30 protein-coding genes and 3 pseudogenes are annotated in these 26,203 nt (G+C 50.1%); 25 read left to right on the forward strand and 8 right to left on the reverse strand.

Annotated features, from left to right (window positions below; genetic code table 11):
• Positions 1-101: 101 nt before the first annotated feature.
• From ssb to GFB57_RS23510, 4 genes are all read left to right on the forward strand, one after another.
• Positions 102-659, forward strand: a complete 558-nt coding sequence (gene ssb / locus GFB57_RS23495) for a single-stranded DNA-binding protein (protein WP_008786804.1) — start codon at positions 102-104, stop codon at positions 657-659.
• A gap of 55 nt (positions 660-714) precedes the next feature.
• Positions 715-1,068, forward strand: a complete 354-nt coding sequence (locus GFB57_RS23500; protein WP_154050669.1) for a hypothetical protein — start codon at positions 715-717, stop codon at positions 1,066-1,068.
• Between the two features lie 277 nt (positions 1,069-1,345).
• On the forward strand, positions 1,346-2,026 hold the full coding sequence (locus GFB57_RS23505; protein ID WP_007372161.1) for a hypothetical protein: 681 nt from the start codon (positions 1,346-1,348) through the stop codon (positions 2,024-2,026).
• A gap of 27 nt (positions 2,027-2,053) precedes the next feature.
• A complete protein-coding gene (locus GFB57_RS23510) occupies positions 2,054-2,368 on the forward strand; it encodes a hypothetical protein (RefSeq protein ID WP_127649449.1) in 315 nt (104 codons plus the stop codon).
• A gap of 17 nt (positions 2,369-2,385) precedes the next feature.
• On the opposite strand, the gene GFB57_RS23515 is transcribed toward GFB57_RS23510, so the two are convergent.
• Positions 2,386-2,733, reverse strand: coding sequence for a hypothetical protein (locus tag GFB57_RS23515; RefSeq protein WP_127649446.1), 348 nt, complete (start codon positions 2,731-2,733; stop codon positions 2,386-2,388).
• 133 nt (positions 2,734-2,866) lie between these two features.
• Here GFB57_RS23515 and GFB57_RS23520 point away from each other — a divergent pair, with 133 nt between their 5' ends.
• From GFB57_RS23520 to GFB57_RS23605, 18 genes are all read left to right on the forward strand, one after another.
• Positions 2,867-3,280, forward strand: a complete 414-nt coding sequence (locus GFB57_RS23520) for a hypothetical protein (RefSeq protein WP_007372162.1) — start codon at positions 2,867-2,869, stop codon at positions 3,278-3,280.
• Positions 3,281-3,342: 62 nt separating this feature from the next.
• On the forward strand, positions 3,343-3,669 hold the full coding sequence (locus tag GFB57_RS23525; protein WP_223227020.1) for a hypothetical protein: 327 nt from the start codon (positions 3,343-3,345) through the stop codon (positions 3,667-3,669).
• Positions 3,659-4,003: a hypothetical protein gene (locus GFB57_RS23530; protein WP_032951317.1), complete on the forward strand. Its 345-nt coding sequence runs from the start codon at positions 3,659-3,661 to the stop codon at positions 4,001-4,003. Before GFB57_RS23525 ends, GFB57_RS23530 begins: the two co-directional genes overlap by 11 nt.
• Positions 4,004-4,016: 13 nt before the next feature.
• On the forward strand, positions 4,017-4,316 hold the full coding sequence (locus tag GFB57_RS23535) for a hypothetical protein (RefSeq protein WP_009653866.1): 300 nt from the start codon (positions 4,017-4,019) through the stop codon (positions 4,314-4,316).
• Positions 4,317-4,403: 87 nt separating this feature from the next.
• Positions 4,404-5,672 carry a DNA polymerase III subunit beta gene (gene dnaN, locus GFB57_RS23540; protein WP_223307982.1) on the forward strand — a complete coding sequence of 423 codons (1,269 nt, stop codon included), beginning with the start codon at positions 4,404-4,406 and terminating at the stop codon, positions 5,670-5,672.
• A gap of 150 nt (positions 5,673-5,822) precedes the next feature.
• Positions 5,823-6,644: a Dam family site-specific DNA-(adenine-N6)-methyltransferase gene (locus GFB57_RS23545; RefSeq protein ID WP_007372165.1), complete on the forward strand. Its 822-nt coding sequence runs from the start codon at positions 5,823-5,825 to the stop codon at positions 6,642-6,644.
• Positions 6,641-6,871: a hypothetical protein gene (locus tag GFB57_RS23550; RefSeq protein WP_007372166.1), complete on the forward strand. Its 231-nt coding sequence runs from the start codon at positions 6,641-6,643 to the stop codon at positions 6,869-6,871. The genes GFB57_RS23545 and GFB57_RS23550 overlap by 4 nt, the downstream gene beginning before the upstream one ends.
• On the forward strand, positions 6,858-7,841 hold the full coding sequence (gene rdgC, locus GFB57_RS23555) for a recombination-associated protein RdgC (protein ID WP_007372167.1): 984 nt from the start codon (positions 6,858-6,860) through the stop codon (positions 7,839-7,841). Before GFB57_RS23550 ends, rdgC begins: the two co-directional genes overlap by 14 nt.
• An 11-nt stretch (positions 7,842-7,852) precedes the next feature.
• A complete protein-coding gene (locus GFB57_RS23560; RefSeq protein WP_290366982.1) occupies positions 7,853-8,731 on the forward strand; it encodes a hypothetical protein in 879 nt (292 codons plus the stop codon).
• On the forward strand, positions 8,728-9,330 hold the full coding sequence (locus tag GFB57_RS23565) for a hypothetical protein (RefSeq protein ID WP_223226832.1): 603 nt from the start codon (positions 8,728-8,730) through the stop codon (positions 9,328-9,330). The genes GFB57_RS23560 and GFB57_RS23565 overlap by 4 nt, the downstream gene beginning before the upstream one ends.
• An 18-nt stretch (positions 9,331-9,348) precedes the next feature.
• Positions 9,349-9,777, forward strand: coding sequence for an HNH endonuclease signature motif containing protein (locus GFB57_RS23570; protein ID WP_032951321.1), 429 nt, complete (start codon positions 9,349-9,351; stop codon positions 9,775-9,777).
• A 97-nt stretch (positions 9,778-9,874) separates the two neighbouring features.
• Complete coding sequence (locus GFB57_RS23575; protein ID WP_032951323.1) at positions 9,875-10,357, forward strand: hypothetical protein; 483 nt, start codon at positions 9,875-9,877, stop codon at positions 10,355-10,357.
• Positions 10,347-10,787, forward strand: coding sequence for a hypothetical protein (locus GFB57_RS23580; protein ID WP_223226831.1), 441 nt, complete (start codon positions 10,347-10,349; stop codon positions 10,785-10,787). Before GFB57_RS23575 ends, GFB57_RS23580 begins: the two co-directional genes overlap by 11 nt.
• Positions 10,788-10,838: 51 nt before the next feature.
• Entirely contained in the window at positions 10,839-11,423 is a 585-nt protein-coding gene (locus tag GFB57_RS23585; protein ID WP_032951326.1) for a hypothetical protein, read from the forward strand.
• Positions 11,424-11,614: 191 nt separating this feature from the next.
• Entirely contained in the window at positions 11,615-13,324 is a 1,710-nt protein-coding gene (locus tag GFB57_RS23590; RefSeq protein ID WP_007372173.1) for a DUF4942 domain-containing protein, read from the forward strand.
• A gap of 153 nt (positions 13,325-13,477) precedes the next feature.
• Positions 13,478-14,233 carry a hypothetical protein gene (locus tag GFB57_RS23595; protein WP_009654999.1) on the forward strand — a complete coding sequence of 252 codons (756 nt, stop codon included), beginning with the start codon at positions 13,478-13,480 and terminating at the stop codon, positions 14,231-14,233.
• 14 nt (positions 14,234-14,247) lie between these two features.
• Positions 14,248-14,640 (forward strand): hypothetical protein, encoded by a 393-nt coding sequence (locus tag GFB57_RS23600; RefSeq protein ID WP_032951328.1) that lies wholly within the window; start codon positions 14,248-14,250, stop codon positions 14,638-14,640.
• Between the two features lie 45 nt (positions 14,641-14,685).
• Positions 14,686-15,666, forward strand: coding sequence for an IS5-like element ISKpn26 family transposase (locus GFB57_RS23605; protein WP_000019445.1), 981 nt, complete (start codon positions 14,686-14,688; stop codon positions 15,664-15,666).
• A 148-nt stretch (positions 15,667-15,814) separates the two neighbouring features.
• On the opposite strand, the pseudogene GFB57_RS23610 reads toward GFB57_RS23605, so the two are convergent.
• Both GFB57_RS23610 and GFB57_RS23615 read right to left on the reverse strand, forming a co-directional pair.
• Positions 15,815-16,225: pseudogene (locus GFB57_RS23610) on the reverse strand (site-specific DNA-methyltransferase); the annotation flags it as partial.
• Positions 16,211-16,428, reverse strand: a pseudogene (locus tag GFB57_RS23615) (PadR family transcriptional regulator); the annotation flags it as partial. The pseudogenes GFB57_RS23615 and GFB57_RS23610, both read right to left, overlap by 15 nt.
• Before the next feature lie 239 nt (positions 16,429-16,667).
• Here GFB57_RS23615 and GFB57_RS23620 point away from each other — a divergent pair.
• Positions 16,668-17,438 (forward strand): siderophore-interacting protein, encoded by a 771-nt coding sequence (locus tag GFB57_RS23620; RefSeq protein WP_007372176.1) that lies wholly within the window; start codon positions 16,668-16,670, stop codon positions 17,436-17,438.
• A gap of 103 nt (positions 17,439-17,541) precedes the next feature.
• Here GFB57_RS23620 and GFB57_RS23625 read toward each other — a convergent pair whose 3' ends face one another.
• The 4 genes from GFB57_RS23625 to dhaK all read right to left on the reverse strand — a co-directional run bounded on the left by GFB57_RS23625 (position 17,542) and on the right by dhaK (position 22,408).
• Entirely contained in the window at positions 17,542-19,191 is a 1,650-nt protein-coding gene (locus GFB57_RS23625) for a glycerone kinase (protein ID WP_007372177.1), read from the reverse strand.
• A gap of 74 nt (positions 19,192-19,265) precedes the next feature.
• Positions 19,266-20,684, reverse strand: coding sequence for a dihydroxyacetone kinase phosphoryl donor subunit DhaM (gene dhaM, locus GFB57_RS23630; RefSeq protein WP_007372178.1), 1,419 nt, complete (start codon positions 20,682-20,684; stop codon positions 19,266-19,268).
• 10 nt (positions 20,685-20,694) lie between these two features.
• Complete coding sequence (gene dhaL, locus GFB57_RS23635; RefSeq protein ID WP_007372179.1) at positions 20,695-21,327, reverse strand: dihydroxyacetone kinase subunit DhaL; 633 nt, start codon at positions 21,325-21,327, stop codon at positions 20,695-20,697.
• A gap of 10 nt (positions 21,328-21,337) precedes the next feature.
• A complete protein-coding gene (gene dhaK / locus GFB57_RS23640) occupies positions 21,338-22,408 on the reverse strand; it encodes a dihydroxyacetone kinase subunit DhaK (protein WP_007372180.1) in 1,071 nt (356 codons plus the stop codon).
• Positions 22,409-22,964: 556 nt separating this feature from the next.
• Between dhaK and GFB57_RS23645 the strand changes: the two genes are divergently transcribed.
• Positions 22,965-24,062, forward strand: coding sequence for a glycerol dehydrogenase (locus GFB57_RS23645; RefSeq protein ID WP_007372182.1), 1,098 nt, complete (start codon positions 22,965-22,967; stop codon positions 24,060-24,062).
• Positions 24,063-24,323: 261 nt separating this feature from the next.
• Here the strand turns inward: GFB57_RS23645 and GFB57_RS23650 are convergent.
• Positions 24,324-24,530: pseudogene (locus tag GFB57_RS23650) on the reverse strand (dihydroxyacetone kinase subunit DhaK); the annotation flags it as partial.
• 560 nt (positions 24,531-25,090) lie between these two features.
• Between GFB57_RS23650 and GFB57_RS23655 the strand changes: the two are divergent.
• Positions 25,091-26,188, forward strand: coding sequence for a glycerol dehydrogenase (locus tag GFB57_RS23655; protein WP_007372185.1), 1,098 nt, complete (start codon positions 25,091-25,093; stop codon positions 26,186-26,188).
• The last annotated feature ends 15 nt before the right edge of the window (positions 26,189-26,203 follow it).

The raw sequence follows: 26,203 nt of genomic DNA on the forward strand, positions 1-26,203 counted from the left end.
TTTTTATGGATGTGCAGTGCAATTATTTAACGAATTACCATTCGTCACCAGACCGGACAGGCTGATAATAATGTCATCCGATACAGAGCTGGGGAGGGTGTATGACTAATCGTGGCTATAGCAAAGTAATTATCGAAGGTACTGTAGGCCGTGAGCCTGAAATCCGACAACACCCTACCCACGGCATCTACGCAAAGATTTATGTAACAACATCTGAGTCCTCAATGGAGGATAAATCTGGTCTGGAGAAAATTACGGAAGAACACTATCAGATCATTTTGCTTGGTCAATTTGCTGATGTGGCCCGCAATCATCTTCATGTCGGGACAGGAGTGTACCTGGAGGCCCAATTGCGTACCCGCCTAATCAAGGAGGATGGTAAAGAACGCTTCTTTATGGACGTACTTGTCAACCCCGTGAAGGGGCATGTTCTTCGCAAAGTCAATGTAGGCGGTAATAAACTGGTGAGTCGTCACCTCCAGCAGAACCGTGGGCAGGATCACCGGCAGAATACCAGTTATAGCCGCAGGCCACAAAACACGAACGCGAGGCCAGCAACACCACGCAACTCGCCCCCAACAATGGAAAATTATTATTTGGGAAATCAGGATGAAGTTCCAGGAAGCACTGGTGCTTATGGAACTGAGATAGCCTTTTAATGATTAGCAGCATATCTGTTTTAATTTGTATCATAACTAATGGGGAATTATTGCCGTGAATGAATTCAATAACGCACTCCAGACGATACTGGAAAATGGGTCTATGTCATATGGCCAGGCTGCTATTTATGCCGGTGGTGCAATTTGCGTTGCGGCCCTTTTTTCGGCGATACTCAGAAGTGGACTACTGGTAATTTTGGGAATTGTCTCAGGCTTTTATCTGTTCAGTCTCAACACTCCAGACAGTACACTGGCGTATACTGCTGCTGCCTCAGACCGTCTCATCGAGCAGGTTAAAGCTGTCGGTGGATGCGCCACTAGACACATTGAGGATGCGCAAACTCTGGGTATCATCATAAAAAATGGCGATGTTATCGAGATAGCAAAGCAGTGCGGTATTATAAAATAATAACCGTAGCATATTATGATTGATGAATGCCTGAATGGTAATCTGCTCGCGGATTACCATTATTTTTTGAGATGTCTTATAGAACTTATCTAAAATTACATACGACTGTCATGACAGTATAAGGTCTTTATGAAAAACGTCGTCAAAACTTTACTACCCTCAGTGAACACTGGTGATCAAGACGAAAGCGTAAAATCGGATACGCTGACTGGCACTACTAAACCCTGCGACCACGGACTGGTTCATAATCATCTTTTAGGGCAGGAGGCCTGTTACTATGCCAAACACTAACGACTCGCTGACAGGACTCAACGTCGAGCTCGTTGGTGCATCGAAACAAGAGTTTACTCTCCTCACTGAAAACCATCTGATGCGCCGCATCATAGTGGCTTTATCTGAGTTAATGCGTAACGCGGAAGGCGTGATGATTGATTCTCATGTTTACCCGTGGGATCAAGTTCTCCCTGCTGCGATGGACATTCCATCATCCAACGCTTCTGATGAAGAGATACAGAACTGGATGATCAGTGCCTGTAAGGAGTGGCAGTGCGAATACAATCGCCGGGTTCAGTCGTTTACCGCATCAGAAGTAAAAAGCAAAAGCGACACCGAGAACGATAACCTATTCCTGCTGAATATCACCAACCTAGCCCATATGCTGATTGACCGGTTACTGCCGTTTGTCAGTATCGAGGAGATTAATCATGAGGATCCAGATTTACTCCCCCAAGTTATTGATATCGTGAATTATATGGTTGGTGTTATAAATGGTACAACCAGCACACAACAAGTCAGACAAGAATTGTTTACTGCCGGTGCTGATGACGCAGTATTTGCACTCAAACTAAAGCACAAAGAGCTAACCAGCCGGGGTGAAGATGCTGGATGGCTTGAAGAGGCAATGAAGATAATCGAAGAAAACAAACGCCAATCCATCGACTTTATGCAGCGCAGCTAATCGTTCCCATAATAAAAGGGTAATGCTATGAGTAAACATCTGTACTGTATTAAGGGTGTTTTAAAACCCAGGAAATTTTCTGTAAGTCTGATAAGAAATAAACTTAGCTCATTTGGTTTAAGGGGAAGTACTCTTCGTAGCGAAACCGCTCGCATTCTTGCCGGGCCAATAGATGGTATTAAGGGTACGTATCCCTTCGGCTGGTCAGAAGAACATTTTGACCGCAGGATGAAACGCATATTCATTCGCGCCGGTAATGCTTCCAGACTTTCTGATAATCGTCCATTTGCATTAAAACGACGCAGCGCTTTAACTATCAGTAAAAAGTATCTTTCTGTGTAACCACCAGCAGACGAGTTTTACTCGTCTGCCTGGCCCCATGCCTCTAATCTTCGCACCCGAAATGAAGTTGCCTGGAGTTCTCCTGATGAAGTTAACTCAAATGAAACTGTAAGATCGTTTTTGTTCCGGTACTTCCATACATAGCCATTTTGCTGCAATGTTTTGAGTGACTTACGTAGGTTGGGCTCAGCTACATCCTGGCTGTCTGGAACAGAGTTAATAAACCCCAGCAACCTGGTGAATGGCACTATCGCAGTGCCTTTTTCTTTGCACAAAAGAAGAAGTACCAACGCATCCTTCTGAATACGGGAAAAGCGCTCCAGGCGATGTTCAGTACCATCTCCCTGCATATTGGCATTGTTCATAATCAACCTAATCATATGGGATATGATTAAGGTTAAAAAACACCCCCCGTTTTGTCACCCTTTTTTTTTCTTACTCACCACTTAAAGCAGTAAGCTCAGTTCGATAAATCTGAATTAAATAAGGCGAGGTTATATGAAAACGAAATTATTGCTGGCGCTAATTGCGGGATCGACTTTCTGCATCAATATTGCTGAAGCCAATATTCCTCTTAGAGCAGATGGAAGTCCGGCAGCGGGGCAGACACCAACTCAGTTCATTCAGCTTAAAAATGAATGTCCTGAATGCGTCATGGTCGCAACTGATGTAGTAAAGATGCGTAGCGATAGCTGTAAACAGCAGGCATCCATCGATTCTACAATCCTACAGGATCCTGTTTACGCATATCTCAACAGTATCCGTCTGGTAGTTGCCGGGAATGGTGGTTATGCAAGTCCAATCTATACATCCGCCCGTCAGGTCGTAGCGTCAAACATCAATTGCAGTGATGCAAACGACTGGGTAGCGAGAAGTAAAACGGTAATGGATAACACCTTCAAAACGCCGTAAACAATCCCTGAATATTTCGTTGCAGTAATGCTATCCCGTAGTATGACGTTAAAGGCGGAGCTTTGAATCGGGAAAAAATAACTACTGCACTTAGAGGTATTTATATGGGTCGTCACTTTACTGGTCTGATTGATAGTTCGCAGCAAAATTTTACAATGCCAATCCGTCCGTATGGACGGAGCCGCATGGCTGCAAAATTAAAAGGAATCTCCCGATTGAAAAAATCTGAAAAGCATGACGATGAATATCCTGATGAACTCTGGAAATTTATGAGTCCTTCAGAGAAAGCTAAATTTCTGGTCGCGGATGTATTTTCACGCAGTAGTAAAGACTCTTCCGCCATTCAACCGGGAGAACATAAGCAAAAGGAGCATGATAATGAGCACTGATAATTTACTAGCAGAACTCACTTCAAAAACAGGCCTGACAGAAACGGAACTTAATCGGCAGGCATTGATTATCGGTTTGATGGCATTGTGCCACCCGGATGCTATTGCCGGTGATTTGGTGAGCGCGGCACTTACGGGGTCATACTCAGATAGTACTGATAAACTACTTACCCGTGGTGATAACGCATCAGACAGTGTGTTGATGTCCATGCGTATCTTACTTCACCGGTTGAGTAAGTATGAAGGGTCTGATGGCAAAGTAGGTCAGATCAATAAAATGATGCACCGACTCGGCTACTTTAAGGCATCCGATGTGTTACGCGAGGCTCAATAAAGAGGCTCAATTTATGTTCACCATGACGAATTTCGCGTCCAATATTCTTGACATGGTTTTTCTATCAGAAATGGAAGGGGAACTCATTTATATAAAAGCGCTTAGCGGCGTTACTGGTTACGTTCCTCAGATCCATCTTTTCCGCCTCCAGCTTATCGCATTTGATATAGGTTGGTACTACGAGTACAGATTGAATTCAGGCAACCTCATTATAAAGGAAATTGTTGAGGCCATCACATCTCTTGGATGTGCTTTAAATGAATACCAATGGCAGTTCGCGTTTGAATTAGGTTATCGCCGTCACCACAAATAAACTTCATTTTTTCATAATTTGCTATTCGTCACTTGATTGACCGGGGGTACGATTAATTTAACACGGATAATTATGGGAGACAGTAAAATGACAGACGCATCTACAATAGACGCAGTTCAACCAAAGGCAAGACGCTTATCATTTAAAGAGCTTCCAGGGTTTGATATTTCTGCTGAAGCACTTCTCAAAATTATCGAAATGCCGTGTATGGTTATTCGCCGGTCTCCTGCAATGAAAGTACTGGAGATGATCACGCTGCGGTTACGTGGGGATTGTCTTTCTGCCCTTGGCATTGACTTAAACTCTGCCCAAATTACCAGTAAAGGGACGGTATCGGGGGGCAATGGTGATATGGACGTATCAGTACCTGCAACACAACTCTTTTCTTTAATCCGCAACATGCGCGGCGAAGATGAAATTAACGTCCGCTTCCATGCGGCAAAAAACCATCTTGTCATTCGCACCGACAAAAACTCCTATAACATCCCGGTTTGCTTAGACCATATACCCGAAATTCAGGCTGAGACGCTGGAACATAATTACAGCGTTTACTTTCCAACGCAGATGCTGAGTCAGATTATCAAGCGTGTCAGCCACGCTGCGGCTCAGAACGATGTCCGCTTTTATATGAATGGGGTCTACCTCGGTATCGATAATGGCCAATTTATTGCTGTAGCCACTGATGGACATCGTATGGCCGTCAGTTCTCATGATATCGACTTCAGCGATGACGTGGGCGATGAGATTCAATCTCCGACAGCTCCTACCTCTATCAGTAACACGAATGCAGGTGTGATTTTACCCAACGGGGTTTTCCCCGTGCTCCATAAAATCCTGAGCGGTAGCCAGGGTCAATTCAAAATTGACTACAGCAACCGTAACCTGACATTTACGCTCGGAAGCCATACAGTCATTTCAAATCTTGTCGATGGCCGTTACCCGGACTGGAAGCGCGTGGCCAGCACGGTAGCCAAAAATACTGAACTGTTTAAGGTTGATCCTTCTGAACTCACCACCGCACTAAAACGCGCAACCCCATTGCTTAAAGAGGGCTCGCCAAACAACACCAGTGTTTGTGTGATGTCATTCAAAGACAACGCCCTACAGCTTAAGTCGCCCGGCTCAAATGCAATCAGTTGCAAAGAGGTGATGGACATTGCGAAAGAGGCAGGCGAGCCCGAAACAATTGTTGATATCGGTATGAATGCCGATTACCTCCTGGAATCACTGGCAAGCCTGGGGGCGTGTTCGGAAGAAGGAGAAGCCGCACAGATTGCTTTGCGTGATACAACGACCGGCATATTGATTTCAGTAAACAAAAACAATTACGACATCATCATGCCTGTCCGTGTCTGACAAAACGCTCTCGTTTTGTCGGCCTTTTCGAAATAGCCAATTTCATGGGCGTGATAACGTTAAAACAAGCTTCCTGACGGGATGGCTATATGCCATCTCGCTCCCATTGGTCGCGATCACTGCGTCCTAATATTCTGGAGCCAGAATGAAATGAAAAGCGTTCTGAAGTGGGTAGGAGCCAAACACAACATTATGGCAAGTCTTAAGCATGTACTACCGAAAGGTGGTCGGCTTATTGAGCCCTTTGGCGGTTCAGGCGCTGTAATGATGAATACGAATTACCCAGAATACATTTTGGCCGATATTAATAGCGACCTGATCGATACATACCAGAGTATTTTTAAGTCGCCTGAAAAGGTACTTTCTGAGCTTAAACGCCTTTACTGTCTCGGGCGTTCTGAGGACGCCTATTATGAGCTGCGAAGCCAGTTCAATAATCATGATAGTGCAAGTGACACTCAAGCTGCTCTGTTTATCTATCTGAATAGGTTTGGCCATCGCGGACTATGCCGATACAACCGGAAAGGCATCTTTAACGTCCCCTGGGGTTATTACGCCAACCCCTATCTCCCAGAGACAGAGTTATACGCAATGGCTGAGAAAATGTCCTCAGCAACTTTACTTTGCGCCAGCTTCCAGACCACGCTATCAATGGCCCGCCCGGGTGATGTGGTGTATTGCGACCCACCATATGTTAATCCCGGCAGATTCACGGCTTACCATGCCAGCGGTTTTACACCCGCTATGCAGATTGAGCTTACCAAACTGCTCCAGTTGCTGCCTGAACGCGGGGTTCATGTCATCGCATCATGCCACGATGCGCCTGATATTCGTGAGCTTTATCAAGCCTTCGCTATTCATGGTGTGACTGCCCGGAGAAGCATATTTAAAGGCAGCGGGGATGGGAAAAAAGCTTCAGAAATCTTCGCGGTCAAATTAGCGGATAACTCGAAAAAGGGAGCTGCGGCATGAAACGCTTCCATTGTTCTGAAAAGCTGCATAACCCAGAGACTGAGAAATTTTGTCAGGATATCGCCGAACAATATCGGACAGCACCTGATATTGCCGTGGCGCAGTTTAAACAAGTGCTGAGCTCTAAGCCTCTAACTTACTGGGAGTGTGTCGTGATCCGCGAGCGTGTCTCTGACCTTATTAAAATTAATCAAGCAACAGCTGAGGGCCACGATGAGCCAATTTAAACCCAAAAGCCTTGTAGTCTACCGCATCCAAAAAGCTCTGGAATTAGACAAGCTGGATGAACAGTTAAGTGAGTTGAAATACACTCCCTGCGGGCCTAATGATATGGCACGGTCAGGATGGATCCCGCCATTGGGTGAAGATGTCGAGCTGTTAAAGCATGAGTCGAATAATCTCATTCTTCTGACTGTTAAGCACGAATCGAAAATACTTCCTCCCGCGACCATCAAAGAAATTGTGCGAACCCGGGTTCAGAAACTGGAGAAAGAGCAAAACCGCAGGCTAAAGAAAATGGAGATCCAGGCCGTCAACGATGCCGTGCTCGCTGAGCTCATACCAAAGGCTTTCAGCAAATACAGCACTACAAACATTTGGGTGGATACTAAATCACGTCTACTGCTTGTTGAGACCACCAGCCATAAAAAAGCAGATGATGTAACAGCTTTGCTACGTAAAACTATTGGCTCACTTCCAATTATCCCATTCACGCTGGAAACGCCGGTAGAACTGACGTTAACAGAGTGGGTCAAAACAGGAAGTCTGCCGCCTGGCCTAGCTTTATGCGACGAAGCCACGCTCAAAGATGTGCTCGAAAACGGGGGGGTCGTTACAACAAAACGCCAGGATTTGATATGTGATGAGATCGCTCATCACATCGAGGCCGGAAAGCTTGTGACAAAGGTTGCACTGGGCTGGATGAACCAGATGTTTTTCATCCTGAATGACAATTTCATCTTTTCACGACTGACCTTTACGGAAGAACTTATTGAACAGAACGATGACATTTCGCCAGAAGATCACGCCCAAAGATTTGATGCCGATTTCGTTTTGTTTACCTCTGTTGTTATGGAGGTTCTGGACACAATGATAAAAGCCCTCGGGGGTGAAAGCCCAGGACTCATCACAACGCCGTCAGACGAACAACAAGGTGTCGCGGCAGAAGCCAAACAACCAGAAAAAACCTTCCATTAAAGGGCTGAGAGATGATTACAGCTACAGAACTCCAAGAGTTATCACGCCAGGTTGAAAATGCTAACATTGCCCGAGCCCTGGCAGTTGAAGAGTTGGTTAAAGAGACAAGAGATCGTCAGTTTTCATTGTGGGCGCTATTTATTGGTCTCTTCAGAGAGACACCGGCGCGAAAAAAGCTGAACGAATGTGAATTGCATCTTAACCTGCTGCTGCCAAAATGCAGGAGCATCTTTCTTCAATACGTAGTTATGTCCTCGTTGGAAGAAATTTCGAAATCACCAGATTGTGAGATTTATCAGCATCTAGTCAACTGCTGGAAAGAAGCTCAGATAAAATATAACGAGTCAGGCAGACGACTCAAACTTGCAGAAAATGCCCGTGAACTATTAAAAACAGCAAAGGATGAATGTAATAGTGCTTCCACAACTGAATTTCTGGATATGGTTACTACCAGTAAAGCAATATCCATACTTTCAGCAATAGACACATCCTCTGCGAGTAGTTCGTTAAAGAGAGCTATGGGTGCGCTTAAGCGATTAGCAGATGAAATGCCTGCCCGGCAATCACCTATTGATTCAAATTTACCAGATGACACGCTTGATCTGTTTGTCGATCTGACTATAAATCCTGTTATCGATATTCTCTCCTGGTTAAATATTGAAAAGCTGGATAATGCCGAAGTGCAGTGCAGCAAAGCCTTAAAGAAACTTCAGACGTTATTAGGACAACTGGGTGCTGAGCATGATTTGAGAACTAAGGATTATCAATCTCAATTAGATACGCTTAAGAGAATTGAACAACCATACATCAAAAAGGTGATGCGGCATATACCCGAAAATATGAAGTTCAAGGAGCCTGAGTATCTCCAGACTATAGGAATGAACCCATGACTCTAAAATATATAATCGCTCTCGCAATATTTCTGACATTTGTGTGCTTTGCAGCTTTCATACTTATCTACGCGAGTCGAACAAAACGAGAACAACAACAAACTCAGCAACCTTTGGACGAGCATGATCAGCAGGCAGATATTAATGCCGATGCCGACGAGAACGCCGCACTTGATGGGTTGAGCGAGTACTTCATCAAAAAAAATTCGATATTGCCAAAAGTCCTGATGGATCTTTATGTGCGCTTGAGTGCGGTGTTCAATGGTCAGTACATTATCGCACCCCAGGTGCTTGCCCGGGACTTAGTAGAGCTGGAGCTCGAAGATGAACCGGTTGCCCCGGTTGACGTACTTCAGGCGCAACAGTACGCAGATGAATTCGTGTTCGATTTTGTTCTCTCCGATGCGCATACCGGGGAACTAGTGCTAGCAATGATCAATGAAGATGCTATCAGCGCTCAGCCTGAAGGAGAGTTCATTATTGCCCTTTTTAAAAGAACTCACATTCCTGTCTTTCGCTATGAAACGTTGTCAGGCTTGGACGATAACGCCCTGGCAGTCAACATCGCTGAATCAATAGACGATGGCCGATTCTCTTAGTTCCACAAGGAATTTATTATGTCTCTGTCAAAAAAACAAAGAATAGTACTGAGGGCTAAATTTGGTGGTCGATGTGCATATTGTGGCGAGGTACTGAAAGAAAAAGGTTGGCACGCTGATCACGTAGAACCTGTGCTAAGGAAATCCGTCCAGGATATGCAAGCTGCGGCCAGAGGGAAATTTAAGCTTAAGGCTACCGGTGAAGTGTTTAATGAAAGTGCCAACTGCTTAGAAAATCTTTTCCCAGCCTGTGCGCCCTGCAATCTGCTCAAAACAACATATTCACTGGAAATGTTCCGCAAACAAATAAGTTTACAGGTTGAAAGGGCACGGAAGAGTAGTATGAATTTCAGAACGGCAGAAAGATTCGGCCAGATAAGCATTGTAGAGAAACCCATTGTTTTCTGGTTTGAACAGTATTCAGAGAAAAATGGTGCTATCAAATAAACGACTAATTTAACATTATCATGGCGCGTATCGCGCACTGCTTCGTCAAATATTCAGCCGTGATAATATTGTTTAGTAGGCCCATTACGGAGCGTATATGACTAATCATACAAACTGGACTGGAGACCTGACCGAAGGCGCAACTATATTTGTAGCCACACCAGATGGCCAGCTCAGCAAATGTAGAGTCGAGTCCGTTCGAGACCGACATTTCTCGGTCGAGGGTATTGAACGTGAATTCGATAAGTTGAATGCCTGCTCAGTTGATGGGTTACTACACTCTTACCCCGACGATTTCGAGTCGAGGGAGTTATTTGGTCTGTGCCAGCAAAAAAACAGGCTCAAGTCTCTGCAAATTGATTCATTATCGTTACAGCAAGTCCAGTACATGCTGGCTGGCCTGGAACTTGCCAGGAAGAGATATGGATACCAGTACCGAGGCAGCAAAGCCGTAGATACCAATCAGAAGGGTAGACTGGCCATGAGCATTGATGATTCGCTTCACCCAATTCAGATCGCTTATATACTGGCAGGTTTAAAATTATCTCTCCTTCAAACAGAGGTGAACCATGACTGCTAACCAACGTAAACGTCCTTCGCGTAACAATCGAGCTGTCCAGTTAACGTCCGAGCAGCTGGTAGAAGCGAAGACGCTTGACCTGAAAGCCCACCATTCGTTTAAAAACCTTATGGGTCTTGCTGCAATCAGTGTCGTGGTGTTTGTCTGTCTTGGCTCCTTGATCCATAAACAACGCTCAGTAATGAACGAATGGGACCTGGGTGAAGTGATCAGAGGCGTTGATTTGAAAGCCGGAACCCTCGCAAAAAACAACTTTTTCATCACCAACAAAGGGCAGTTTGAAGCAAGTGGCGTTACAGTGTCACTTACGGGTACAAAACTGAAATTACAGCAGCATCAGGACGGAAAATATTACGTTTGTAATTCTGCAACAGGTGATTGTGTTCTGGTATCCGATGTACAAGCTGAAAAAATTCGTGACCAGCTGTAGCGAGGGGAAAATATCGGTTACTGTCACCGGTAACCGAAGGAACCTTCGTATATGTCACGACAAGAAGCCGCAACGCAGTTATTTATGTCTGCACCACCAGCAAGTATTGATGTCGTTATTGAGCAGCTGGAAAGGGACGCTCAAGCAGCCGGTATCGATATCCATACAATCTCTGTAATGGCCAGCCTGTTACGTGATCGAATAGAAGCATACAGTGACGTGCTTAAAATCGAGCCTGAGCGGGTGATACACGCACTTGAGGTACTGCGAGGTACGGAAGTGCCGTGGGCTTTTTACACTCCGTCCAGGCTACCTGAGCTTGAAGATGTTCATTGCTGGGAAACTCCTCACGATTTTGACCAAGACCTAGGTGAACACCAGCTGCGGCGCTATATTTGCCCTAAATGCGAGCATGAATCAACCGACCCAATGCGCTGCACGGCTGGCCATGCTCCTGGAGTTAACCAGTATCCTGAAAGCTGTGATGCCACTATCTGGAATTCGCCCGATTCTTGGGATAGTATTAACCCTATAATAAAATTAATTATCAAATCTACGTTCCTGGCTGACCTGACTGTTCATACAATCTTCTATCCGAAAGGGTTGAAGCTTCCTGAAATTCAGGACGTTGAGTAGTCTGCTTCGGGCTCTGTGATCTGATAGTTATATATACCTCATTTAAGACCCCTTACTGGGGTCTCTTTTTTTGGACTTCCGCCGTGCTATGTACTTCACGGTATCCCCAAATATCCCGGCTTATGTAGTTCGTCGATTTGCTTCGTCACCTGCCATACCTGTCTCATAATTTCTCTATTTGGAGAAATCTGATGAACCTACCGACAGCTGTATTAGCGAATAACGATGAAAATGAATCAGACGTCCTCAGCCTTTATGCTAATCCCGTAGACAGTCAAAGTGGCCTCATTGAACATGACGGCTTTCAAAAACTAAATGCCATGCGCGATCTGCTGGTGGAATACAACACAACACTGAAGCACATGCAGGCCATGTATGATGCAGTGATGCGGAACCGGCATGATGAAGCATGGCGCATGTTCTGTGATTCTTGTGACAATTCCATCAAATATACGCTGGCTGTAGAAAATTTGTTCTGTATAGAACGGGCCCGCTGTGCTCTCGATGAAAAGTACTGGCAAAAGCTGCTCGATCTGACCGGCGTAAAACCATTTATGCCCACCGAAAGATACGATGACTGGAACGAAGGATTGAGGGCATGGCGAAAATCATCAGAATCAAATTTTGAGAAGCTTAAGCCTGTACCCTTCAACGAAGAAAGTATCTTTTCTACCGCATTCGCATTGAATGAAGAGAAAAAAGACTACTTCGCCCAGATGGTTCATGGTGTGTTTGAAAAGCTCTCCGCTCTGCATAAGACTAACCGTGCCCAGGGCTTCAGCAACAAACTCATCATAGCCAGCTGCTTACCAAGTAGAGATAACCGCAGATCCTATGACTATCTCAACTATTTTAATGACCTTCGTAAGGTTATTGGACTGATGTATGGACGAAGCGGTGCTGAGGATGTGAATTCGGCTGCGGTCAAAGAGTACATGATGAGTAACCCTGGCGAATGGGTAAGTATTGATAACGATAGTCTTAAAGTGAAGGGGTTTATTAACGGCAATGTGCATATCCTGATTGAGGAGGAAACTTGTGACAATCTCAATCTGGTACTATCCCATTTAATGCCAGGCTGCATTCCTCTCGATCGCCGATACACCACCGGCCATAACTCCGCAAGAACTGTAAAAACCAATGAATATCGGTCGCAGTTGATATCATTCTCTGCTGTTAACTCCTTAATATCATATGCCACTGACCATTTGAACGCGGGCAAACACCTGTCACCGGGGCCGCACACTTTTATCCTGCGGGACAACCAGTCTGTTAGTGAGAAAAAAGAACTGGTGAACATATGGGAGTCATTGGGTGCTGTCAGAAGATATAGAGAAGTATATGACTTTGACTTTAGCCCCGTTGAAGCATTCAAACTTCTGGCATTACATGGTTCTATACCTGACCGCTATACGCACCAGTTCTATGCAACGGTCGGAGAACTCCAGAAACGAGCAATTGATGAATGTATGGTGGCTTCAGGTATGCGTTTGCTGGAACCGAATATCGGTCTTGGTGCGCTACTGAAAGGGTTACCAGAGGGGGTGGATGTTACTGGTTTTGATATACACCCCGCAGCTGTTGCAATTACTGGCCTGCGCTGGAACGTCACCCTTAATGATTTTCTATTGGTCAAGCCTGAAAATACCGGCTTGTTTGAAAGAATTCTGATGAATCCTCCATTTAGTGACTCACGCTGGATTGCACATTTTCAACATGCGATGAGATTCCTGAAACCGGGAGGACGCTTGATAGCAATACTGCCAGGGAGCGCAAAGGAGCATCTTTTAACCCGAGAAGCTGGGCCCGGTTACGACATCAATATTCTGGGTTGCTATGACAACGCCTTTGAAGGAACCGCAGAATCCATAAAACTTTTCTCCGTTGATGCCCATGAATAGTGGGGAAAGGAAGAGCTGGTCGAGTTAATTTCGTCACCCGTAACTGAACAGAAAAAATGAGATAGAGAAAAAGCCGTCAGTTTGTCGATGTTAAATGCTATTCAAATTTTTCAACATGCGACAATTGAGCCAACTACATGAAGAGGAAACACAATGTCAGCATTTCTCATCAATAAATTATCTTTCGAAGATACCAAACAAATAATGTTGTCCTCCATGAAAACAATGGCATCTCTTCATGGTATTTTGGCAATATTCTTGCCGATAATTGCTGGTGGTGGACTCCTGACACTCATCATGAAAAATGTGACAATGGAGGGGCTTGCATTTTTTATCTTACAGCCAGTTGTACTCACCCTCTACCTTACGGCTATCTTATGCCGATATCAAAGCTCAGAGCTAAGATTGAATATCTGGGAAGAACTACGCAACTTTATCGTTGTGTTAGTTTATGCATTATTCCTGACCGTACTAATGATCGTAATATTGTGGTTAGTCAAATTTATGATTGCTTCAGCGGTTGCGGGTGAAACCAACCATGTTGAATATAAACAACCAACATTAACAAGCATTAGTCTGGCTTACTCCAACCTAATAGTGTATTTCAATATGTACGCCCTTGCCACTTTGAGCGTATTTATCGCTACGCCAATGCTCGTTTTATTCATACCAACAGTTACGCGGTGTAAAGGTTCTCTGCTGAAAAGTATACCAGTCATTTGTAAAAGTACTTTTATGAATATTGGGCCGTTGTTCGCATTTTCAGCTATCTCTGGTGTTGTTTTACTTTCGTGGTCATACTTTTCGCTCAGGTATGAATGGTTAATCCCGGCAGCAACTATACCTCTGGCCTACTTATCAATATTGAATTACCAGCTGTCTGAAGCAGCATTGCCTCGTAACCAATAAAAAGGAAACCTGTGATGAGAAAAATAATATTAAATGCGGTTGTTTGTTTATTTGCAATTAATGCATCAAGTTTCGCAATATCAGCGGAAAGCTCTCCATCTCGTGACGAACTGAATGACGTGATGAAAGTTCATGCTTCCGAGATTGCTGCTGTTATCGCATGTAAAGACTACCTCGAAAATGGCGAGGAACGTTTGACTGAAGCGAAATCAAAAGCTGGCCGTGTACTGGGTAAGATGGTAGGCAATCAAGCCAAGGGTAGCGAGTATGCTAGTCGGATTCTGGTAACTGTTAACGAAGCTAAGCCAGATGAGCAACTGAAGGCTGAATTCGACAAGGTCAACCTTGACCACTCAGTCCGCGTTGCAAAATGCGCTCAGCTAGGGAAGGTGCGAACAAGTTCCTGATATGAGATCATCATATTCATCCGGAGCGCATCCCAGAGGGACATCATGAGCCATCAACTCACCTTCGCCGATAGTGAATTCAGCACTAAGCGCCGTCAGACCCGAAAAGAGATTTTCCTCTCCCGCATGGAGCAGATTCTGCCATGGCAGAATATGACCGCTGTCATCGAGCCGTTTTATCCCAAGGCGGGCAATGGCCGACGGCCCTATCCGCTGGAGACCATGCTGCGTATTCACTGCATGCAGCATTGGTACAACCTGAGCGACGGTGCCATGGAAGATGCCCTGTACGAAATCGCCTCCATGCGCCTGTTTGCCCGATTATCCCTGGATAGCGCCCTGCCGGATCGCACCACCATCATGAATTTCCGCCACCTGCTCGAGCAGCATCAACTGGCCCGTCAATTGTTCAAGACCATCAATCGCTGGCTGGCCGAAGCAGGCGTCATGATGACCCAAGGCACTTTGGTGGATGCCACCATCATTGAGGCACCCAGCTCGACCAAGAACAAAGAGCAGCAACGCGATCCGGAGATGCATCAGACCAAGAAAGGCAATCAGTGGCACTTTGGCATGAAGGCCCACATTGGTGTCGATGCCAAGAGTGGCCTGACCCACAGCCTGGTCACCACCGCGGCCAACGAGCATGACCTCAATCAGCTGGGTAATCTGCTTCATGGAGAGGAGCAATTTGTCTCAGCCGATGCCGGCTACCAAGGAGCGCCACAGCGCGAGGAGCTGGCCGAGGTGGATGTGGACTGGCTGATCGCCGAGCGTCCCGGCAAGGTAAAAACCTTGAAGCAGCATCCGCGCAAGAACAAAACGGCCATCAACATCGAATACATGAAAGCCAGCATCCGTGCCAGGGTGGAGCACCCGTTTCGCATCATCAAGCGGCAGTTCGGCTTCGTGAAAGCCAGATACAAGGGGCTGCTGAAAAACGATAACCAACTGGCGATGTTATTCACCCTGGCCAACCTGTTTCGGGTGGACCAAATGATACGTCAGTGGGAGAGATCTCAGTAAAAACCGGAAATAACGCCAGAAATGGTGGAAAAAATAGCCTAAATAGGCTGATTCGATGTGTTTGCGGGAAAAAAATCGGCCCAGATCCGCGAAATTTTAATCAGCGAGTCAGCTTGGGAAGAAATGACCTGCTTATTCGCACCTTCCCTAGCAGTAGACCGTACGCATCGGTCACTTCCCATCCTTTAGTAGGTATTTTTTCAATACGTTCGCCGCGCGCACCCGCGCGTAGCCATAGCAACGGCGCAATGCGAACAAAGGCCAAGTTGTGGCTAACCGACTTCTCAGCTTCGTAGGTCAGAGTGAAAAACTCGGCATTTTCCTCAAAACCGTCAGACATTGGGAACTCGTCTGTAAACCTATAATTGACCTTAATCGGTTGTTCATTCGGCGTTTTGCCTGTGATAGCAGCTTGTACACGTGGTTTGGTGATATAATCACAGATCCCCCACTTTTCCCAATCAGGATCTCCAGGCCTTAAGCCCTGTTCGCGCAATTTTTTCTGTTCGTCGGCAGCGACTTCGTTGTTAGTGACGGAGATGCACTGGCGACGACCACCACCTCCGCCGCGACCGTGGCGGCGTCCGCACCCTGTTCGTGGTGATGTTCCTGGTGACAGCCTGCGTGGCGATGCTCTTCACTTTTGCAGCAGCCTGCATGGTGCTCACTGTGGCGGCTTTCGTGGTGATGTCCTTCACCCTTGCAGCAGCCTTCGTGTTGGTGCTCTGTATGTTTACAGCAACCTTCATGATGGTTTTGCATCATCGTCTCCTGATGTTATTTAGATATATCTAATTTATATCTAAAGTTTATCGACTTGTAAGTCTATAAAATAATTTTTGTTTAATTTAATGATTATTAATGGTTTTTATGGATTGCTGATAGCTGTTTAATCTCAAGCTGACTATATCAAAAAAGTGCTTGCAATCTTTTTGATTAGCAATCATTATCATTTAAAAATAAATTTAGATATATCGTATTATCTTCACGAAGGCGAAAAAATGACAAAAAACACCTCACGCTACCCACAGCGCGTGCGTAACGAACTACGTTTTCGCGAATTAACCGTGCTGCGCGTTGAGCGTATCGGCCAGGCGTTCCAGCGGATCGTGCTGGGGGGCGAGGCGCTGGATGGCTTTGTTTCACAAGGTTTTGACGACCACACCAAACTGTTTTTCCCGCAGGCGGGCAGCGTATTTACGCCGCCGGAAGTGACCGACGAAGGCATTAACTGGGGCGAGGGCGTGCGCCCGGCGACCCGCGACTACACGCCGCTGTACGATGCCGAACGCCACGAGCTGGCTTACGATTTTTATATCCACGATGGCGGTATTGCCAGCCGCTGGGCGCTGGAAGCCAACATCGGCGATAAGCTGGTGATCGGCGGGCCGCGCGGCTCGCTGGTGGTGCCGGAAGATTACGCCTGGCAGCTTTATGTCTGTGACGAGTCGGGCATGCCGGCGCTGCGCCGTCGCCTGCTGGGATTACGTCAGCTGCCGGTGACGCCGCAGGTGACGGCCATCGTCACCGTCGCGGATGCTTCGTATAAAGATTATCTGGCGGATCTCGACGGCTTTAATATCGAATGGGTGGTAGGCCACAACCCGGCGTTCGTCGCCGAGCGGCTGGCTCAGGTCAAGGTGCCGTCAGAAGATTATTTTATCTGGCTGACCGGAGAAGGCGGCGTGGTGAAATCGCTGCTGGCGCGCTTTGAGGAGCCGAGTATCGATCAGCAACTGGTGCGTTCGCAGGCGTACTGGCATAGCAAATAATCGGCAGTGTGGTAAACCCGGATGGCGGCGCGTTGCGCCTTCTCCGGGCTACCTTTCAATGGTGTTATGTCGCCCCGGTAAGCGCAGCGCCACCGGGTGAGGCTTAGCGTTCCGCCAGCGCCTTAAACACCATCGCCACCGCGTGGGCGCCGGGGTCCATATTGCCGAGCAGGCTCTCGCTATTGAGATAGGAGGCGCGTCCGGCGCCGGCTTTGCTCGACTGGCAGGTGCGATCCGCGCCGGCCTGCGCCGCGGCGAAAGCGGCCTGCAGATTATCCGGTTCGGCCAGCAGCGCCGCCAGCGCCGGCTGTAGAGCGTCAATCATCGTCCGGTCGCCCTCATCGGCGCCGCCGTAAAATTTCATCTGCCCCAGACCGGCGTTCAGCGCTTCCGCCATGCTGGCGCCTTGCTCCAGCTTCTGCCCGGCGGCGGTGAAGAAAATCGACATCAATACGCCGCTGGAGCCGCCCATCACCACCGTCAGGCGTTCGCCAATTAGCGCGAACAGCGTGGGTAAATCATTGAGCGGCAGTTGCTGGCGTTGCAATAGAGCGGCAATCTCACGCGCGCCAGCGGCGAAAGTGGAGCCGGTATCGCCGTCGCCCACTTTGGCGTCAAGCGCGTTGAGATGGGTTTCGAGGCCGGAGAGGGTGCTGGTCACCTGCGCCACGTAATCGCCCACCTGCGGGTTGGCCGATGGCGTAAAGGCGACGCGTGCGCTGGCGAGCGCGGACGGCATGATATTAACAGCCCGCGGCTGCACCGGCTTCTGCCAACTGGCGGTTTCGACATCCGACAGCAGCGCCTTTTCAATGCTCTCTTCCAGCACGATAGTGGTCAGCGAGAAGCCTTTCATATCCAGCGCCGTTACCAGCGAAGCCGGGCCAATCAACCAGTCAACGCGCGCATGGAGTGGGGTGTTGGCCAGCTCGCGGGTCAGAATCGCCATCTCGGCCACCGACACGCCGCCGAGATTATTGAGCATCACCGCCAGGCGGCCGGTTTCAGGTAGGGCGGCGGTCAGCTTCTCTACCATAATCTGCATGATTTCCGCGCTGTTATGGGTCGCGATCGTCGAGGCTCCCGGTTCGCCGTGGATGCCCATCCCCAGCTCGGCGTGGCCGGGCTGATGGCGCGGCGCGCTTTCCGCTTCCTGCGGCAGGTGACAGCTGGCCAGCGCCACCCCGATGCTGGCGGTATGGTTGGCGGCGTATTGCGCTTCACGCAGGACGGTGGCGAGGTTGAAGCCGCGCTCGGCGAAATAACCCGCCACCTTATGCACAAGAATAGTCCCGGCGATACCGCGCGGCTGTTTGTTATCCGGCAGCGAAATATCGTCGCCGACGATCAGCATCTCTACGTTATAGCCAAGACGGCGCGCTTTCTCCGCCGCGAGGCCGAAGTTAAGCCGATCGCCGGTGTAGTTTTTAACGATCAGCAGACAGCCCGCCTCGCCGGTCACCGCCTGAATCGCGGTGAGTACCGCATCGACGCTCGGCGAGGCGAACAGATCGCCGCAGACCGCGGCGGTCAGCATGCCTTTACCAATAAAGCCGACGTGCGCCGGTTCATGGCCGGAGCCGCCGCCGGAAATCACCGCCACGTTGTTTTTATTCAGATCGCGGCGTACCACTACACGGATCGCCGGGTCGCTCTCCAGGCGGGCGAGGTTGTTCCACGGGCTGGCAATAATGGTTCCCTCGATCACGTCGTTAACGAGGCTGGCGCGCTGGTTAAAAAAGAATTGAGACATAGTGGTTCCTGATCAGTAAGCGAAAACTCACCCTCCGGAGGCGGGCCCCCGGAGTGGTAACGGTCAAAGTGGATTTAGCGACGAATAAGACGTTGCAGACGCATATCGAGCGTGATGGCTTCGCCAGGCTGAATATCATTCAGCGCTTCGCCCTGCTGGCATAGCCAGGCGATCCCCGCCGCGCGGGCGATAATCGCGCCGTGGGCCTGTTCGCTGCCGTCGCGCAGGCACAGGCCGGTGACCTTGCTGGCATCCAGTTGGAGTACAGTCGAGGGATAAATATTGTCGGCGATAATAATCGTCGGCTCACTGGCGAATGGCAGCGTCTCCTTAATACCCTGCAGATGGCGCAGCGTGCGCTGCAGAATATCGTCGACATCGATATAACGGGCCTGCAGATAGGCGTCATCCAGCTGACGATACTGCTGGCTGAGCTCCATCAGCACTTGATGCCACGCCCATTCCGCCGAGCACTGTTCGGTGAGCAGGCGATCGTTGGCGGCATCAAACAGATCTTCATCGTCGAGCAAGGTGTGATGACCGGCGAAGATCGCCGCGATATCGGCGTTAAATTTGTGTTCCGCCAGCTCGGTGAGCGCATTGAGATCGGCCAGCGTCTGGTCGATCGCCTGGCGCAGGCGCTGCTGCTCGCGGGCGATGTCGGCGGCGGCGGGGAGCGCCGGTTGGATCGGCGCCTGCGGATAAATCATCGCGGCGCCTTCAACACGCGCAGGTATGGCGGGTTCCGCTGTCGGCTGCGCCTCCGGCGACTCGCCGAAGTTATCGGCGGCCAGCGCCTGAAACGCCGCCAGCGCCGCATCGGCGTCCGGACCGCGGGCCAGCAGGCGCAGCTTATCGTGGCGGCGCACCTGTAGCAGAGCGATTTGATTCAGACTGTCCGGGGTGACGCATTTGCCGTTTTTCTCCAGCACCAGGTCGGCGTTAAAACCCGCCAGCGCGGCGACCAGCTTTGATGCCGGACGCACGTGCAGGCCGTTGTGATTGTTAATAATGACTGAAACCGATTTAGCATCGCCGTCGTCAGCAAGCGTTGGGGCGGCGGCGTCAGGCGTGTGCGAAGGTAAACCCAGCTGAACCCGCTTGGCTTCCAGGGCGTTCATGGCATCGGCGATAACTTTGTCGATCCCGGCGCCGGAGGCGGCGCTGACGGTGGCCGCCAGCGTCCCTTCGACCAGCGGCGCGGCGCACAGCCGCACCTTTGCCGCCATCGCCGGATCGAGCAGATCGAGGGCGGTTTCGGCGCTGAGCAGGGCGCTGCCGATATCCATCATCACCAGAACATGGTCGGTATCGGCGACGGATTCGATCGCCTCCATGACTTTAATCGGATCGGTGCCGATCGGGCTGTCGGGATCGTCGATCCCGGCGGCGATCGCCAGCTTACAGCCATCGTTCATTAACATCTGCCGGGCCAGTTCTCCGACACCTTCGCCCAGCCGGGCGCTATGAGAAACAATAACCAGGTTTACCATCGCGATTTCCTTACTCTTTGGCGGCGGCAGCCAGCATCTGAACCATAAACAGCACCGAGGTCGCGCCGGGATCCTGATGCCCGATGCTGCGCTCGCCGAGATAGCTGGCGCGGCCTTTACGCGCCTGCATGGTGATGGTGGCGTGGGCGGCGCGCTCGGCCACTTCGCAGGCGGCATCCAGCGCGGCAGGGATAGACAGATGTTGCTCGCTGGAATGACGCAGGGATTCCACCACCGGCAGCCAGACGTCGCACATCGTCTTATCGCCCGGCTCCGCTTTACCACGGTTGACGACGCCGTCCGCGCCTTCGCGGATCATCTGATAAAGCTCGTCGAGGGTCAGGCTCTGATGCGCCTGGGTGACCTGGGCGGCGCGGATAAAGAAGGTGCCGAACAGCGGGCCGCTGGCGCCGCCGACGTTGGAAAGCAGCGTCATCCCGGTATTCTTGAGAATAAAACCGATGTCTTTATCGGCGATCGACGGCAGCTTTTCGACCACTTTGCTGAAGCCGCGATGCATATTGAGGCCGTGGTCGGCGTCGCCGATCTCTTTATCAAGGCCGGTGAGAAAATCGCTCTGTTTGGTGAAAATGTCGCCACAGCGGTACAGCCAGTCGACGATTTGCGTTCTGTTCAGTGACATGTCGTGCTCCTTATTTTCCCCAGTTCAGCGCTGGGGTATGGACCGGGGCGTCCCATAACGCCAGTGTGTCATCATCCGCTTTCAGCAGGGTGATGGAGAAACCCGCCATATCCAGCGAGGTGCAGTAGCTGCCGATGAGGTTGCGTTCAATCACAATGCCGGACGCTTCGCAGCGCTGGGCAAGGCGGTTGTAAACGCCGTACAGTTCGGAAAGCGGGGTGGCGCCGAGGTTATTGACCAGCGCGATAACCCGATCGCCGTTTTGCAGCGCGGTTTTGCTCTGTTTCACTTCCTGCCACGCTCCCTTGACGTTATCCCACTGGCGCAGCGTGCGGCTGTATGCGCCGTTTTCCAGCAGGGTATCGACCATCTCATCGACGGTTTGGTCGAGCGAGCTGAAGCGGCGGCGGTCGATACCCGGCTCGCCATGGATGCCGACGCCGAACTCCATCTCATCATCTTTCAGGGTAAAGGAGGGCTGTCCGGCGGCCGGTACGGTGCAGGCGCCCAGCGCGATGCCAATCGAGTGACCAAGGTTATTTAAACGGCGGCCCAGTTCAGCGCAGGCTTCCAGCGAGTCGCCGCGTTCGGCGGCGGCGCCGACCAGTTTTTCAATCAGCACGGTATTGGCGACGCCGCGGCGTCCGGCGGTATAGAGGCTGTCTTTTACCGCCACGTCGTCATCCACCACGACGGTGGTAACCTTAACGCCACTTTCGTGCAGCAGCTCGGTGGCGGTCTCAAAATTCAGGATGTCGCCGGTATAGTTTTTGATAATCAGCAGGACGCCTTCGCCGCCGTCAATCTGCATCGCGCATTCGAACATTTTGTCCGGCGTCGGCGAGGTGAAAATTTCCCCCGGACAGGCGCCGGAGAGCATGCCCTGGCCGATGTAGCCGCAGTGCATCGGTTCGTGTCCGCTGCCGCCGCCGGAGAGCAGCGCCACTTTGCCGGCGACCGGTGCATCAGCGCGGGTGACATAGACCGGGTCCTGGTGCAGCGTCAGTTCAGGATGCGCCTTCGCCAGGCCGATAAGCTGTTCACTCAGTACATCTTCCACACGGTTAATCAGTTTTTTCATTGTTTATGCTCCGTAGGGTAGGGGGAGGTCGCCTGTCTATAAGGGTAGCCCGGCGATGTAGTGATTCTGGCTGAGCGGGCGCAAAATAAAATGCCGTCAAAATTGGTTCCATAACGGAACGTAGAAAAGAATTTTTGTTCCTTTATGGAACATTAATTGCCGATAAACAGGAGAAATGCGAGCCAGCGCTAATAATTTGTCCGTTTTTTTCTGCTATCAGAAATGGGGCAAGGATGATTTTTTTCGCCATTGTGCCGCATTGAGGCGATTTTCTGCGTTAAAGAGGGGAGACGATAGCGGCTTTTTTGCCAAAATGATCCGATCGCGATCGCAATCCCATCGCTTTCTCAGTCACATTGTTTCAATGTGAAACGCATTATTTTTTTATCTGTTTCAGAACAGAACAAAAAAGGGAAAAATTTTTTTCGCCGCGGCTCGCCCTACAGTGGATGCATCGCTCCGGCAGCGTGGCTGTAAGCGCCATTGATATCAGGCGCCGCGGCATGACGGCCTGGGCTCACGTGTCAACATACGCACTTATTTGAGGGTGAAAGGAATGCTAAAAGTTATTCAATCTCCAGCCAAATATCTCCAGGGACCTGATGCCGCCATGCTGTTTGGCGAATACGCTAAAAACCTGGCCGACAGCTTTTTTGTTATCGCCGATGACTTCGTGATGAAGTTGGCGGGCGACAAAGTATTGAACGGCCTGCATAGCCACAATATTAGCTGCCATGCGGAACGGTTTAACGGCGAGTGCAGCCATGCGGAAATCAACCGCCTGATCGCCATTCTTAAGCAGCACGGCTGCCGCGGCGTGGTGGGTATCGGCGGCGGGAAAACCCTCGATACAGCGAAGGCGATCGGCTATTACCAGAAGCTGCCGGTGGTGGTGATCCCGACAATTGCCTCAACCGATGCGCCGACCAGCGCGCTGTCGGTTATCTACACCGAGGCGGGCGAGTTTGAAGAGTATCTGATCTACCCGAAAAACCCGGATATGGTGGTGATGGACACGGCGATTATCGCCAAAGCGCCGGTACGCTTGCTGGTGGCCGGGATGGGCGATGCGCTCTCCACCTGGTTTGAAGCCAAGGCCTGCTTCGATGCGCGAGCCACCAGCATGGCGGGCGGGCAGTCCACGGCGGCGGCCTTGAGCCTGGCGCGCCTGTGCTATGATACGCTGCTGGCGGAAGGCGAAAAAGCACGCCTGGCGGCTCAGGCTGGAGTGGTGACCGATGCGCTGGAGCGTATTGTCGAAGCCAACACCTATCTGAGCGGTATCGGTTTTGAGAGCAGCGGCCTGGCCGGCGCGCACGCGATTCACAACGGTTTCACCATCCTTGAAGAGTGCCACCATCTGTATCACGGCGAAAAAGTCGCTTTCGGCACCCTGGCGCAGCTGGTACTGCAAAATAGCCCGCTGGAAGAGATCGAAACCGTGATGGGCTTCTGTGAAAAAGTCGGCCTGCCGATCACCCTTGCCCAGATGGGCGTGAAAGAGGGTATCGAAAGCAAAATCCACGCGGTGGCGAAAGCCACCTGCGCGGAAGGCGAAACCATCCACAATATGCCGTTCCCGGTCACCGCGGATAGCGTCTACGCCGCCATCCTTACCGCGGACCTGCTTGGGCAGCAGTGGCTGGCGCGTTAAGTCTTTCACAAGGTTCTATGCCGCGGCGCATTGCGGCATCAACTCCTCCCTCCGGCAGCCGCTGCCGGAGGGTTTTGTCGTTTTAACTGTGTTAACTCCAGCGGAAAAGGGATATGACAGCTCAGACTCAGGGTGCGGAAAATGAAGTTTCAGCCGTTATCAGCCAGTCGTGGCATCGCTGCAGCAAATTTATGCAGCGTGAAACCTGGCAGGCGCCGCATCAGGCGCAGGGGCTGACCTTTGAATCGATCTGCCGTCGCAAATAAACCCAACGTGCGCGGGTTCGTGTCCTGAACCGCCGCCGGAGATCACCGCCACGTTATTTTTGTTAAGGTCGCGGCGAACCACGATGCGAATGGCCGGATCGCTCTCCAGACGCGCCAGGTTATTCCACGGGCTGGTGATAATTGTACCGTCGATCACGTCGCTAACGAGATGGGGGCGTTGATTAAAAAAGAATTGAGACATAACGGCTCCTCGAGGTTGAGTGTAAGACAAACCCCCGAATGCATGTTCATGGTGCGGAGGCGATAGAGAGATTCTGGCGAAGTCAGCATGGAAAAAAACAACACGAAAATGAGTTTCATTACGAAACGTGATTGCTGTTTTTTGTTCCGAAATGAAACTTAATTAGGCGAGAAATCATCACAATGCGAACTCGCTCGACTTTTTCCTCCTGCGATCAGAGCAGGCCACACGGCGCAGTCAGTCTTTTTTGCGGGGCTTTACCCAGGATGGCGCGTAATTGGGGAAATTTATCATCGTGTTTGTCGGTAATTTCGCGGTAACGGAACGGATCGAGATCGCAAATCTCATTATTTTTGTGGTTAAGCGTTCCAATATGAAACGCATGTCATTTTTATCTGTTCCATATCAGAACAAAATGACGAAAGATTTTTTTGTACACGCCTCGCCATACAGTTATTACATCGCTCCGGTACGTCCGCTTTCGCCGTCAACATCAGGCTAAACGGGTTAACGCCAGGGCTCACCATGTAAAAACATGTACTTATTTGAGGATGAAAGGAATGCTAAAAGTTATTCAATCTCCAGCCAAATATCTCCAGGGTCCTGACGCTTCTACCTTATTTGGTCAATACGCTAAAAATCTGGCGGACAGCTTTTTCGTGATTGCGGACGACTTCGTCATGAAGCTGGCGGGAGAAAAGGTACTCAATGGCCTGCACAGCCATGACATTAGCTGCCACGCGGAACGCTTCAACGGTGAATGCAGCCATGTTGAAATTAATCGCCTGATTGCCATTCTGAAAAAACACGGTTGCCGCGGCGTGGTTGGGATTGGCGGTGGGAAAACGTTAGATACCGCCAAAGCAATTGGTTATTACCAGAAGCTGCCGGTAGTGGTGATCCCGACCATCGCCTCAACCGATGCGCCAACCAGCGCGCTGTCCGTTATCTATACCGAAGCGGGTGAGTTTGAAGAGTATCTGATCTACCCGAAAAACCCGGATATGGTGGTGATGGATACCGCAATTATTGCCAAAGCGCCGGTACGTCTGCTGGTGGCCGGGATGGGCGATGCGCTCTCGACCTGGTTTGAAGCGAAAGCCTGTTATGACGCTCGGGCGACCAGCATGGCGGGCGGGCAGTCCACCGTGGCGGCGCTGAGCCTGGCGCGCCTGTGCTATGATACCCTGCTGGCGGAAGGCGAAAAGGCACGCTTAGCCGCCCAGGCTGGCGTGGTGACCGATGCGCTGGAACGTATTGTCGAAGCCAACACCTACCTCAGCGGTATCGGCTTTGAAAGCAGCGGCCTTGCGGGGGCACATGCCATCCATAACGGCTTTACGATTCTGGAAGAGTGCCACCATCTGTACCACGGTGAAAAAGTCGCCTTTGGTACGCTGGCGCAGCTGGTGCTGCAGAACAGCCCGATGGAAGAGATCGAAACCGTGCTGAATTTCTGTCAGAAAGTGGGCCTGCCGGTAACGTTAGCGGAAATGGGTGTGAAAGACGACATTGACGGCAAGATTATGGCCGTGGCTAAAGCCACCTGCGCAGAAGGTGAAACTATTCACAATATGCCGTTCCCGGTGACGCCTGAAAGCGTACATGCCGCTATTTTGACGGCAGACCTGCTGGGACAGCAGTGGCTGGCGCGTTAATCGGGCACAGGTAAA

Source organism: Citrobacter sp. S39, assembly GCF_009495675.1.
Taxonomy (GTDB): domain Bacteria; phylum Pseudomonadota; class Gammaproteobacteria; order Enterobacterales; family Enterobacteriaceae; genus Citrobacter; species Citrobacter freundii.